Annotated in this window: 10 protein-coding genes; 4 read left to right on the plus strand and 6 right to left on the minus strand. The window is 61.6% G+C overall.

Features of this window, described 5'->3' with window-relative positions:
• Positions 1–1242 precede the first annotated feature (1242 nt).
• The 3 genes from FHU13_RS23120 to FHU13_RS28435 form a co-directional block, all read right to left on the minus strand.
• On the minus strand, positions 1243–1824 hold the full coding sequence (locus FHU13_RS23120; protein WP_183438198.1) for a hypothetical protein: 582 nt from the start codon (positions 1822–1824) through the stop codon (positions 1243–1245).
• Positions 1825–2360: 536 nt separating this feature from the next.
• Entirely contained in the window at positions 2361–3728 is a 1368-nt protein-coding gene (locus FHU13_RS23125) for a TadE/TadG family type IV pilus assembly protein (protein WP_183438199.1), read from the minus strand.
• 365 nt (positions 3729–4093) lie between these two features.
• Positions 4094–4351 (minus strand): DUF4113 domain-containing protein, encoded by a 258-nt coding sequence (locus tag FHU13_RS28435; RefSeq protein ID WP_183438200.1) that lies wholly within the window; start codon positions 4349–4351, stop codon positions 4094–4096.
• Positions 4352–4551: 200 nt separating this feature from the next.
• On the opposite strand from FHU13_RS28435, the gene FHU13_RS23135 reads away from it, so the two are divergent.
• The 3 genes from FHU13_RS23135 to FHU13_RS23145 all read left to right on the plus strand — a co-directional run bounded on the left by FHU13_RS23135 (position 4552) and on the right by FHU13_RS23145 (position 9599).
• Entirely contained in the window at positions 4552–4725 is a 174-nt protein-coding gene (locus tag FHU13_RS23135; RefSeq protein WP_183438201.1) for a hypothetical protein, read from the plus strand.
• A 1525-nt stretch (positions 4726–6250) separates the two neighbouring features.
• Positions 6251–7369 carry a helix-turn-helix transcriptional regulator gene (locus tag FHU13_RS23140; protein ID WP_183438202.1) on the plus strand — a complete coding sequence of 373 codons (1119 nt, stop codon included), beginning with the start codon at positions 6251–6253 and terminating at the stop codon, positions 7367–7369.
• A gap of 544 nt (positions 7370–7913) precedes the next feature.
• Complete coding sequence (locus tag FHU13_RS23145) at positions 7914–9599, plus strand: methyl-accepting chemotaxis protein (RefSeq protein WP_183438203.1); 1686 nt, start codon at positions 7914–7916, stop codon at positions 9597–9599.
• A gap of 931 nt (positions 9600–10530) precedes the next feature.
• On the opposite strand, the gene FHU13_RS23150 is transcribed toward FHU13_RS23145, so the two are convergent.
• Both FHU13_RS23150 and FHU13_RS23155 read right to left on the minus strand, forming a co-directional pair.
• Complete coding sequence (locus FHU13_RS23150; protein ID WP_246714818.1) at positions 10531–11529, minus strand: HWE histidine kinase domain-containing protein; 999 nt, start codon at positions 11527–11529, stop codon at positions 10531–10533.
• A 259-nt stretch (positions 11530–11788) separates the two neighbouring features.
• Positions 11789–12127, minus strand: a complete 339-nt coding sequence (locus FHU13_RS23155) for an HNH endonuclease (protein ID WP_183438205.1) — start codon at positions 12125–12127, stop codon at positions 11789–11791.
• Between the two features lie 168 nt (positions 12128–12295).
• Between FHU13_RS23155 and FHU13_RS23160 the strand changes: the two genes are divergently transcribed.
• Positions 12296–12493, plus strand: a complete 198-nt coding sequence (locus FHU13_RS23160) for a hypothetical protein (protein ID WP_183438206.1) — start codon at positions 12296–12298, stop codon at positions 12491–12493.
• A gap of 48 nt (positions 12494–12541) precedes the next feature.
• On the opposite strand, the gene FHU13_RS23165 is transcribed toward FHU13_RS23160, so the two are convergent.
• Positions 12542–13057 carry a DUF3280 domain-containing protein gene (locus FHU13_RS23165; RefSeq protein WP_183438207.1) on the minus strand — a complete coding sequence of 172 codons (516 nt, stop codon included), beginning with the start codon at positions 13055–13057 and terminating at the stop codon, positions 12542–12544.
• Positions 13058–13325: the final 268 nt, after the last annotated feature.

Raw genomic sequence — 13325 nt, forward strand, 5'->3', positions numbered from 1 at the left:
GTCGCTGTGATCGAGAATCTTGCAATCGGATTTCGGACCGAAGATCGGGTGCGGCTCCGGCATCCGTAGGCCCCGCCCGATGATCTGCACGAACACTCGGGTCTCTACGATAAGACGAGCAAGGCCGGTGCGAAGCGACTTGCTGCGCACCGCGATCCTACTGGCGCGGGTATAGAAGGCTTGAGCGGCCAGGGTGCCGAGCCCTTTGGCAGCCTTCGAGCGTCAGCTAAGAAGTGCCTGAGAGGGTGAGCTGAGAGACACGAGACAACACGAGATGGGAACGTACCGGCTGCATCGTGGGTGGCGTGAGCCCAATGGGCTTGTAACGGATCACGCCACGTCCGATCAGACGATCACGGCACCGACTGCCTACGAAGCTATGGCTGTCGCCCTTGCCGATGGCGACTTCATGGTCACCGAGGACACCAATCTGGCGTGGCTTACAGACGAGCAGGGCACTATGGTCTGGTCCTTGAGGCTGGGCGATGAAGACGTGGCTCCCAGAGTATGACGCGTCGAGTTGCTTTGCGCACGAGCACCGTGATCCTGCTGCCATGGGTCTAGAAGGTGTGAGCACTTGCAAGTGGCTTCAGGCTGATGCTTCGTGATTACCTTTTGAGCGCTGTCCGATCCGCAGCGTAGCAAGTCGCGGCATGCTCCTCGGGCGTGTCAGGGGCAGAGCATGTTGGAAGCCAAAAGGCGTCGGAGATCTATCCGACGGTCCCGCAGGAGATGGAGCCGAGCGAGGCGAACTGGGACGAGCGGTTGCCGCGTTGCGATTTCAACCGGCCGTTGCCTGAGATGGCTCAGGGCCGAAATGCGCAATAAACCGGAGGCCGTCCCATAGGTCGATGCCGGCGTCTCGTACCATCGCTGCAGCAAGTGACAACGCTTCATCGTCACTGCGGGCGCTCAGAGGTGCACTCACCAAGACACGCCCGCCCTCGGTCAGCGTAAGCGTGCGATAGGCGGTCGGCGCGTCAGGATCGAGGATTCGATAAACAATCGTTATCGCTGTGCTCCTACTCCGCACAGGCGGGAGCACTCATCTCTCTCAGCCGCTGGCGCCCGCGATTCGTTGCCAGCAATAGCCCGAGCATATGCGCTCGACACTTGCGCGCAACCGTGCAGCCCGTGGGCGATGATCTGCACCGCCCACAGCCTTCCGAAGCTAGCACAGCCTGGCAGTTGAGCCCTTTGATCCGCATCGACTGATCATGTCTAGCTGGTCCATCTTGGTCTTCAGACCCGTCTTACCTGCGGGCTGCTAGCTGATCGGACAGCGGCCTCGGCCTGTGTAAACGTATGGCCTGCCGGCGAAATTATAACATACCTTTCCCGTCCCAAGCCCGCCACCGTACCCGCCTGGTCCGTAGCCGCCTCCGCCGTAATCAGCAGGCCGATACACTCCACCGCCAGGGCGACCTTGGCTACCGCCGTAGCCTCCACCCTCATTCCAGCCGCCCGGCCGACCTCCCCCACCAGGACGACCTCCGCCACCGTAGCCTCCACCCTCATTCCAATTCCCGGGACGACCTCCACCGCCGTAACCGCCGCCCTCATTCCAGCCACCCGGGCGACCTCCACCACCGGGACGACCTCCGCCGCCGTAGCCGCCACTCTCACTCCAGCCTCCGGGACGACCTCCACCGCTCTCATTCCAGCCGCCTGGACGACCTCCGCCTCCGCCGCCGTAGCCGCCGCCCTCATTCCAGCTGCCGGGCCGGCCTCCGCCGCCAGGACGTCCTTGGCTGCCAGGCTTGCTGCCGACGCTTGGCGTTCCGCCATAGCCGCCGCCCCATTCAGCATGCGCTGAGACAGCAAGTCCGAACATCGCTGCGCCGAACAGTAAGGCGCCCGCGCAAGATCTTGTATGTGTGCGCATTGCGTCCGCTCCTCTGTGAGGTTTAGCCCCCAGGCGACAGAGTGCGTGTTCTTATCTGCCTAGAATTGAATCGGCATCATGGATCGGTTAGCACAAATCAAATCTTGAGTATAGAGACACGGCACATCCATGCAATCAGCATCAAAAGATCTATCAGATTTTCTTCCCAAGGATCAGAAAACATTCTGAATTGTTGTTCTGCGTGCAGATACGAATGGTGCTTCCGATAGTACCAGCTGAAGGTCTGGAAGCGGCGTACCGCAGAACACATCGCATGCGAACTCGTGATTCCGAGCAGACATTTGAGCCGCCGTCGCTCAAGGACCGCTTAGCGTGGATAGCGGTCGCACGTTGATTGCGAGTTCAACGTCTGGATTGCAGGTTGAAGCAGACGATACGGCAGTTCAACCCGCCCCTAACAATCCGAAAACCGCGAGATAGGACAGCCAGGATGGTTGGCCCCGTACGGGCCATGTCATTGGCTGAGCAACAGCCGTCCTGAGATCGGGCCAAGGCCCTTCGGCACCGGCACACTCGTGTTGTTGTAGTTGGCATTGAGATAAAGATTTGGCCCCTCAAACAAGCTGATCTGCTGCGCCACGACGACAGTGTAGGCGGATTGGTCAGCCACCGGTCGAGAGGAGTCGATAACGAGCCGCCCACTCGGCAGGTAGATCGTGCCAAGCATGGTCCGCGCGTTGTCGCTGATGATGCGATAGGTACGCATCGGCTTTGTGGCCGCCAGCGGTGGCGGCGGTGGAGGCAGCTTTCCGCCATCGGGCGTGGTGACGAGATCACTCGGATCAACGGGATCACTGACCGAGCGATCCTCCATCAGCAGCAGCCCAGCCATCACCCCCGAGACTGGGGCCGTCAGGCTGACGGTCGTAAGCTTGTCGAAGACGAGGCCGCCCTTATCGCCGGTGAAGTAGAATCCCACATCAGTGCCCGTCAGGGTCGCCTTCCCGTCCACGACGAGGGGCCCATCCTTCATCACGTAGACACCCGGCCGTAGGGTCACGACCGCATCCTTGGTGATGTGCAAGCCGCCGCAGTAGGTGCCAGGATTGAGCGGGGTCGTGAAATCGATCCGGTTTTCTTTCAGAGCGGGCCCGCCGAGTGGACCCTGCGGGCCGGGCGAAGTAGGAAGCGTCATGCAGTCCCCCACGGACGGCGCGGAGCGGTCTGCAAGAGGATCCTTAATGGCTGGGCACCCGGTCTGGGGATTAGGTGTGAAGTTGGCGCGATCGTTCCTGAAGCCGCCGGCCGAGCAGATGGTCTGTGCTATGGCTTTGGAGCTGTCCTTGCCAGTCATGCCGTTGGGGCTGCTGGAGTTAGAGTACAGCGCACAGTCGTAGGCCGTGACCTGGGCACTCTTCTCCAGGTTGAACGCTCCTTTGGCGGCAGGATCGAGCGCGAGCATGCACAGGCGCATCTTGCCGACAACGCTGGCCTTGGCCTTGGCCGAAACTTTCTGTGACGACATGCCGACGAATGGCCCGAACGTAAGCTGGATGGTCTGCTCGACCATCGCTGTCACGCTGGTTTTGTCGCTCGCAACGTCAACCTGGATTGTGACAGGATTTTTGGCGGCGTCCTTGATCTCGGCCTGTATGGTTTGAGTGGTCAGGCCGACGATCGAGGCCGTGTTGGACACGACGAGTTTGAGGGCATTGCCACCTGCCATCACACCGGTATCGGCCGCCTGCTGGATGTGACCCTGGGCCGAGACCAGCCGGGCATAGTCCATCGCCCCACCCACAAGTCCGATCAGGGTCGTTGTGGCGAGCGCGACGATGACGGTGACGGTGCCACCGCTATCCCGATGAAAGGCGCTGGCCATGCGGTTCGATCGCGCCAGTCCGCTCCACAGACGTCCGAAGCCGTAAACCAAGATGACCTGCCAAGTGCCTTCTCTTCAGCTTCGTTCTAGCATCAGCAAATTAACAGAATACCCACAGTTCTCTGTTGCCCGGGCTCCCACGATTTAAGCGTTGGCAACCAACCTAAGTTGGGCATTTCCACAGCTAGCGCTGTTTGACGCACGATTTGCTTGCGGCGCCGGATGTAATGGGCGGACATGGCCGCCGCTCCTCGACGCCCTCTGATTTGCCGTCAACGGGCGGTTTCGCAGGTCGACACAAGCGTCCGCTACGCCATCCAACTCCTTGGCTGCCGCTGCGTTGAGAGCGTAGGGCTGCTCGGGGTCTAAAGCGGCTGCCCGCAGAGGTCACCTAAACGGTCGTTTTCCGGACATACAGAGCCGAGCGGCTGCAGGTCTGCTGGGGGTCGAAAACCGAGCCATTCGGAATACGCGATAGGCAGTTCGTCCACCGGCGTCGTGTAGAGCAGCGTCAGCATCTCGAACTTCGTGGCCCAGGTCCACCGCTGCCGCCCCAGGCCGGCGCGAGCGGGCACGACGCTACCACGGCCGAATTGGGCGTTGTAGGCGTCCATCGCGCCCATGAGCGGTGTCGAGCGCTCGCGGTCGAGCCATCCCGATTGACGCCAGCCATCTCCCTCCACGAAGAGAGTAGTTTGGCCGCCTGCTATTGGGTGAGGCTGCCTGCAAGAAGCTCACGGACCTGTGCGTCGCGTGTGCCGCAGCACGAGCGTATGATGCAATCTGCGACACCATAGAGCTGCCTGATCAGGGAGTGATGATCATGCGTGCCATCTACGTGTTCCTGCTTGCCTTTGCCCTTGCGACTGGAGCGTTTTGGGCAACGATGCTCACCAATCCGCCGAAGACGAGAGCGGCCCCTACCGCCATCGCCGACACATGGGTCGTGAAAAAGGATCAGCCCCCAATCGCGGACGACTACGACCCAGAGTTCTGAGTCGACTGATAGAAGCGCTACCGCGCGTGCCGATACAACGAACGGCTTGGGCGTCGTACGCAATCGCTGAAGGGCCACGACGCGAGAAGTACGGATCGGCGCCTCAGCCTTTGATTACTCCCACCTGCTGGTTCGCTACCGTCATGGTGAAGACCAGATCGTTGTCGGCATCGTCTCGCGCTCGATTTCTGAGGATTCAGGACGCTTATCTCCGCGCCAATCGAGGGGCAGACGACAGCAGACAAGGTGCTGGGGCTGCTCGGTGAGAACCCGCTCTGGCACGAGGCACGCAGGCTGACGGGGATGTGGGCTAAGCTCGATGTTGCGCCGGAACGGTGACGCGCGATCATCCCAGCCTGTCCGCCGAACCGCGCAGCTTGCTCCTTCGTCCAACGGCTCGACCAAAGCGAGGCCACACAGTCATGTGACTCGCATTCGACACCAGTTTCGGCATCTAAGCAGCATGAAGCTCCTCGCAGCATACTTCCGAGCGAAATCTACGCTCTGCCGAGAGCTTGCGGATACCTTGGCCGATCGCCGATCCTAGCGACCCGGTCGTGTCGAAGCTCCGGTGCGTGGCTGACGAATTCGGCCAGAACGCTGGCGCTCTCGAGAATCGGCCTGCAAGAGATGCGGCGTCTGACGCCATCCAAGCCAGGGCACTCAACCTCCGTTGATCCGTTCCCGGCCGCGGGAGGAATGAGTGCTGACGCACGGGCAAAGGCAGCCGTGATCGACGCCAGCGCCGACGCCGAGCCGTCGAGGTTGAAGCAGCGGAGGCACGGAAGCTTATCGCAGCGCTCGAGGCTGGCGTGAACGAAGACGAAAATAACTTCGACGTGGCGTTTGAAAAATGGAAGGTAAAAAGGCGCTAGCACAGCTGGCAGCGAGCACTGAGCCGCCGCACGACGAGCATCGTAGAGCGGAACCGCTCTCTGCTCATGATAACGCCTGCGCCATCCGTGATCTGAATGTCAGCGTAGCCTCGATTAGCCCAATCGTCTGCAAGGCACATCGCGCTTGCTGCGAGGCTACGCCTCGCCTCCATATGATGCCCTTGATAATTCGCCGAGACGGTGAAGCGAGGTGGTCTTGCTGGAAGCATCTCAAAACCTCACATAATCATGATTGCCTTAGAGGAAGCACGCGTGGCGGCCATCTAATCTGCCCCGCCTGCGAAGCTGCGAGCGATCGTTCCCAGGAGGACGGCGCCGGGGCGGTGGCCTGCCGGTGCCGGTCCTCCGGCGTACGCGGACGCCTGCGACGGACCGGGGCTGAACGGCCTGGTGGCAGGCCGAGCGAAATCTGTCGCAGACCCGAAGACTTGATCGACCACGCGCTGCCCCCGATCGGCGGGATCGGCCACTGGCACCTTTCGTGCACGAACCGATCACGATACCGGTATCCTGCTGAATATCTTAGGGTTGAGCGTCCACCCTAGGGTGGAGGCGGGGCGGTACGGCTTTGGAGTTGTAGTTCCGCCACAGCCGGCGCGTATCGCTGTCCGTGCTTGTCGGAGGTGATCTTGAGTGAACCGGATCCCGCGGACGTATCTGCCGTGATCGCACGGATATACGATGCATCTGTCGATCCCAAGCTTTGGCCCAACGCCGTCGAAAGCATCTGTCTATTCGTTGGAGGCAATCAAGCCCTGATGTATTGGCACGACGCGCTTAAGCCCGAAGTCGACACACTATTCCGGTTCAACGACGACCCATACTATAGCAAGATCTACCAAGAACAATATGCGGCTCTGAACCCGCTCTTCCCTGCATTTGCCTTCCAGCCTGTTGGATCCGTCATGTCCGCCAGTGATGTGGTGCCTGATGCGGAGATGGAACAGACACGCTTCCATCGGGAATGGCTGGTGCCACAGGAGATGACCGATTCCCTCGGGGTGGTCCTTGAGAAGGAAGCGACCCGCGCCGCATTCTTGACGGTTCAGTGGCAGGGGAGGCCGATTGATCAGGCGGCGCGGCGGAGGATGGCCCTGCTCGCCCCCCACCTCCTGCGGTCAGTCGCGATTGGGCGACTGTTCGTGAGCAGCCGTCGGCGCGAGGCTGCCCTGACCAAGACGCTAGACCAAGTTGAGGCTGGCGTGTTTCTCGTCGCCGAATCCGGACGCCTCGTCCTCGCAAATGCGCGCGGTCAGCGCATGATTGAAGATGGGCGCCTCCTCCGCGATGTCGGCGGGCGCTTACGAGCAACCTCGACCGTGGCGGACCGCGCCATCTTCGACCATCTGCGCACCATGAGTGGACGTGTTGCAGCGCCCGCCGACGATCATGCGATCCCACTCTCTGACACAATGGACGGCTGCTGGACGGCGACAGTCCTGCCACTCTCTGACGACCGCCTTGGCTCTATGGTCGAGCCGCGGACCGCGGTCGCGGCCATCTTCGTGCGATCGCCGCTACCGGCAGTCGTCAGCCCGTTGGAGACGCTCGCCAGACGGCACAACCTCACTGCCAGCGAGATCCGCGTGGTCGAGGCTATGTTGCGCCTGAACGGTCTCGACGCCATCGCCGACGCGGTTGGCATCGCGCGCTCGACCGTGAAGACGCACCTGAATCGCGTCTATCGGAAATCCGCCACTAAGAACCAGGCCGAACTCATCAGGAAGATCGCTGGATTTAGCACCTAGGACTAAAACCCGACCAGACCACTGCTACGGACACCTCTTATAAATAATAACTCCCTAGCGCACTTTATGCATTTGATTGCGCCGTGCCTGTTATTATCTCAAGCAGCAAGGTGTGATCGAGAGCTTCCAAAGAGAAGCTCAATCGGATTTTCTTCTGTAAAGCATCGGATGTCTGCCTTGGGGTGGAGAGCGGACCTTCTTCAACGCAACCATAATGAGCTTCTTTTCGGTCGTAAGCGGGTGATTTCTGACGAACAGCGAATTCAGGCGGCATCCGGATCGCAGACAATATCGCTGCGATCTGCGAGGCCAGTGGCGCAGGACGTGGGAGCCAGGAGCTCACAATACCGCAACGAGGACGAAAGCAACGACCATAAACAACATACATCAATGAGCAGAGCGTCGATTTTACCAGCCTTGGGTTATTGCCCCAGAGAAGCCGTTACTCATACTCGAACAATCAGCGAGAGTTAGTCCGCTGGTAACCGTTGGTGAGTGGTATGCCTGTCGGCGCCAGGAAGCGTCACCTTTTGGCGGACCGTCTATGCGTATCTCGATCAAGGCCGCGCTGACCGGCCTCTTTGCCTTGCTCGCGGTGATCATCGCCGGCGAGAGTGCTCTTACGCTCCTCAAACTCAGCGCGATCCGCCACAGTGCAATGGAAGTTGCAAGCAATTGGCTGCCGTCCGTTCAGAAGTTAGGAGAGCTGAATTCGGCGATCGATAAGACTCGCGTACGTCAGTACCGGCTCGTCGCCGCGACGCGTGATGCACAACAGCTTGCGGAGCATCGCAAGCAATATCTCGAAATGGTCGAGACTGTTGCTCAAAAGCGCAAGCAATACGAACTCCTGATTTCTTCGCCGGAGGAGCGAGCGCTGTTCGAACGCTTGGCGCAGGATTGGACACAGTTCGAAGCGGTCGGCAAGCGCGCAGTCGATCTGATGGAGGCTGGACATCAAGTCGAAGCCTTGGCTGAGATTACGCAGCCTGAGGTAATCAGGCGTTACTCGCACATATCGGAAATCATTGTTCAGGCGGTCGCTCTGAACCGGCAGGGCGCGCAGAATGAAGCGGAAACGACCGTTGCGAGCGCGGACAGCGCGACGCAGGTGACATACGTCGCGATGGCCGCGGCTTTGGGCTTGGCCGTTGGCGCTATGATCTTCAGCCTGATGCGTGTTTCTCGGCCGATCGCCCGGATGACAGCGACGATGGGAACGCTTGCTGCTGGAGACACCACCGTCGCAATATCTGGCTCCGAGCGCCGCGACGAGATCGGCGCCATGGCAGCGGCAGTGCAGGTGTTCAAGGACAACCTGATCCGCACCCGTCAGTTGGAGGATGAGACGGCACTCGCTCGTGCCTCTGCCGAGGAACAGCGCAGAGCGGGCATGCGCCAGATGGCGGATAGCTTCGAGCAGGCGGTGGGTGGCATCGTCGGCATGGTGTCCTCCTCGGCAACTGAGCTGCAGGCCACCGCTCAGACCCTGACGACCACAGCCGGCGAGACTGCCGGCCAGTCGACAGCGGTGGCCGCTGCGGCCGAGGAAGCGTCTGCCAACGTCAACACGGTTGCGGCTGCCGCGGAGGAGCTCGGCACCTCCGTTCAGGAGATCGGGCGCCAAGTGTTCGGCTCAGCTGATCTTGCTCAACGAGCGGTTGCTGAAGCCGACCAGACTGCCACGCTCGTGCAGGAGCTGAACGGCGCGGTCTCGAAGATCGGCGACGTCGTGGCCCTGATTTCAAGTATAGCTGGACAGACCAACCTGCTTGCGTTGAACGCCACCATCGAAGCCGCTCGTGCGGGAGAAGCGGGACGCGGCTTCGCCGTCGTCGCCTCCGAGGTGAAGGAGCTTGCCAGTCAGACGGCCAAGGCGACGGATGAGATCTCCGGTCAAATCAGCCGAATCCAGGGTGCGACGGGTCAGGCAGTCTCCGCCATCAGCTCGATCACGGGTCGGATCCGCGAGATCAACGCTGTGGCTGCCACCATTGCGGCGGCAGTCGAGGAGCAGGGTGCGGCGACGCAAGAGATCGTGCGCAATGTGGCGCAGGCGTCGAGCGGAACGAGCGATGTGACGAGCAACATCGTGGGCGTCGCACGCTCATCTGAGGACACCGGTGCCGCGGCCTCTCAGGTGCTCGCTTCTGCTTCCGAACTGTCTCGCCAGTCCGAGCATCTCAGTTCGGAGGTTGCGCGGTTCCTCGCCACGGTTCGAGCCGCCTAATCCTAGCCTCCCCTTCACGCAGATGCAGGCTCGCTGATAATCCAGCGGGCCTTTTTCTTGCGTGAGCTGCACGGCGAGCGCGCCGAGCCAATCGCCCCATGGCAGGATTACCGCCTTATCGCCGGCGGTGGCGACCTCGGTTGCAAGGGCAGGAGATGTGACACTGGCGAGCGCCAGCGCCGCGACCAGAAGCATGCGGATCATGAGGATGATCCTGATGATGGGGATGCGCGGAGGGTCCGGCCGGCTCGGGTACTGCGAGCGGGGTAGACCGGAGGTCCTACTTGAGTGCCTCTGGAACAACGGGCACGAAGGGGAGCTGCCGCAGGATCTCATCATCTCTCGGCAGGCCGTAGACGGCGGGCTGGTGTTCAGGGGGCACTGGCCCGCTGTTCGCGAACTTGGATTAGGTGTGGCCGAGCTGGGGTCGCGCTCGGGGTAAGCCGCAGGCGTGGCTTGAGCCCTGTCGCGGTGCGGGGCACGATTTCATGCTGTCCTGCCGGATTTGACGAGCTTCTGCGCAGGCGGCCGGCGGGTCGGTGTTGCACCCCCTGATACCGGCGCCGACCCGCTGCACTTACGCCTCGCTCAAACTCGAGCGCGCCCCCGCGATCGTCGTCGGAAGTGTGTGCGGCGCCGAAAGCGGCACGTCGGCCTGCGCCGCTTCGCCGATGTCGCTCGGTCGCCTGCATGCTGCCCGCGTGCTTCGGCTTCCTGCCAGCCCCCTGGCATTTGCCGCCGCGGCCGACGCCGGTTGGTTTCGTCATAGCCGTTTGATTTCAATCAGGGTGATGCGAGAAGACCTGCGAATGGGACCCTGTGCGATGCCGGCCCCTATACCCGTAAGGTTTCACTCCCTGGCACCGGACATAGCAGGGATGCGGTCGAACTGCCCTCGGGCAGCCTCATGCTCAGGGAGACGAAAACCGCGTCACTGAAGGGGCACCCGAACGCGGACGCGGATACCGTCAGATTCGAAGGCGACTTCGACCTCCGCCTTCGTCTGCGCAGCCAGAACCTTGTTCAGGAGGCGGTGCCCGAACCCTTCCCGTGTCGGATGCCCGACCGGTGGTCCGTCATGTTCATCCCAGTTCCACCGCAGGCACCTCCCGATCGGGCCATTCTCGACCCACCAAGTCACCGCAAGTTGGCCGTTCGGATCAGCGAGAGCCCCGTGTCGCAGGGCGTTGGTGGTTAACTCGTGCAGGGCCATACCCACGGGCACGGCGAGTTCGGATGGTAGCTCGACCTTGGGACCTTGCAGGGTGAGCCGCCCGCGGACATCGTAAGGATCGACTTCAGCCCGCAGCAGCCCCTCAAACGAAGCAGCTTGCGACAGATCCTCTGTGATCAGCGCGTGCGTTCGTGCGAGCGAAGTAATCCGGCCAGACAGTGCACGGGTAAACTCTGAGATTGAGAGGGAGGATCGAGCCGTTGCATTCATTACCGCCTGCACGGTAGCAAGTGTGTTCTTCACACGATGGTGCAACTCACGCACCAAAAGCGTTTGCCGTTCCTCAAAGGCATGACGCTCCGTCACATCCCGCTGTGCCGAGACCCAGTGCGTGATCAGACCGTCCTTCTCACGCACCGGGCTGATGAGCCACTCAACGACGTAGGTTGATCCGTCCTTGCGATAGTTGATGGTCTCGCCCTGGAAGCGGTCGCCCGCCGCAAGAGCAACGCGCATCCGGTGCAGGACCTCGCCATCTGTTTCCGGCCCCTGCAGCAACCGTGGTGAGCGCCCGAGAACCTCGTGCGCTTCGTAGCCGGTCATACGGGTGAAGGCGGGGTTGGCGTACTCAATGCGCGGTCCGGGCTCATCAAGTTCGGCCGAGGTGATGAGGATAGCCTCACCGGCTGCTTCGACGGCAGCAATAAGCACTTCCAGGTTGAGCCCAACCTGCGCCGCTCCGCGATCCTCGCGCAAGTCCCTCTCCATCTAAGCAGCCGCTTTATGTGCCTCCCGTCAACCGACGCACCATCAGTCGGTTTCCCGATTTCGCGCTTCCGCCTGTGCTGGGAGCGCTCATGATGTGGAGGACCCTTACCGCCATCCGATCAGCACGACGAAGCTGGAGAAGGCGATGGCAGAGGCCATGACGGTGAGGGCGATCGTGTCCATACCGGCCCGATAGCGACAATCCGGAACAGGCGACATCCGGCGTTCAGCCGCTGCGGCATCGACATCACCGCAGGCAGAGTCGGCGCGCCCTGGAATCCGCCGTCCTCCGGGTGTGGTACGATCCGCAGCGCAACCGGATGTTCGCCTCGTCCAGGCTGGCGCCACCGTCCTGAAGTTCCACGATGTGGTCGCAGTAGATGCGGGTGCCGGCGCGGCCACAGTCCTCGCAGCGGCGGCCGCGCTGCCTCAGCAACCGATCCCGAAGCGCGCGCCTCTCGGGCGTCTGATAGAAGGCCTGCGACCGCTCACTGACTCTGCGGTCCTCCCAAGTGCGGGCCGAGGGCATGGCCGTTCGCGTGCCCAAAGAGCCGATACGCGGCGAGAGGGTGGCGAGACGAGCCATGCCCTACAAGTCCCACCAAGGTGAGCCGCGATCCGGTCGCCGGGGTTTCGGATCAAATCGCTAAAGAGGGCTCGGGCCCCGACCACCCGTACAGCTTCGGGCCGCCAGGGTTCCCGCCGGTCTCGGATGGACCTGGCAGCAGCGAGGCTGGCGTGCGATATGGCGCTCATGACGAACGAAGTGCCACATCCCTATTCCATCACGGTCGAGCCGCTGAAGAAGCCCGAAGGACAGTTCGGGTGGGCGCTGAAGAAGCACGGCAAACTGACCGAGCGGTCGGACCGCTCCTTCCCTAGCGAAGCCAAGGCATTCGAGAGCGCCTTGAAGGCCATTGAGCGAGAGCAAACCGGCTTCGGGAGCCGATAGGCTTCTGAGGGCTCTAAAGCGGTACAGACCACCAGCCCGCAACCAGCCTCACCTCTTCGGCTCTGCTGACTCAGCTGTTGGCGGCCGCATCTTGTTTTTCACGAGGTACTTCACCCCGCGATCGAACGAGGTATCGTTGTCTCCGCGAATGTCGACGCTGTAAGCCTGCTCGGGTGTATCGGCCTTAAGGTCTTTCACATAGACATTGATGTTGAGGATCAGGTTCGAGACCTTCTGGATTTCGCCAGTGATTGCGACGTCCGCTTTGAGTTTGCGGGCGTAATCTTCGGCGCATCCGCCGCATTTGCGCAGGTCGGATCCCCGTTCGACCTCAGCCCTCACGGCATCCGTTGACACGATCTGGTAGCGTCCGCTCTCCTGCAGTTGCTGACGCAGCAGATCGGTGAGGGGGCCGAGGCGGGCTCGGTCGGCGTCGGTTGGACTCTGGGCGCCGAGGTTTGCAAGCTGAAAATCGAAAACGGCAGCTTTGGGCGGCTCGGCGTGTGCTGCCGTGGTCACAAGCAGTACTGCCGAGGCAGCCGACAACAAATGATGTGACTTCATGCATGTTCCTCCTGAGACTTTTTTGTCTCATGAAGGAACGCGTGAACAGGAGATACGTCGCATCCAGGGTGCCGAGACGCGGAGCGAGAGCGGGGAGGCGGCCAAGCCCTACGAACGCTTGCCAAGTGCGCCTCGATCCTTTTGCCCGGCACGGTGCCCTACAGGGCGATTACCCTGCCAAACCTGATCGGTTGCCATCAATAGGTCGGGCGCCAGTTCATCTGGCTGTGCGGAGCGCCGGGCATCCACGTGTTGACCATGCGGGTCT

It is taken from the genome of Methylobacterium sp. R2-1, from assembly GCF_014191355.1.
Classification (GTDB): Bacteria; Pseudomonadota; Alphaproteobacteria; order Rhizobiales; family Beijerinckiaceae; genus Methylobacterium.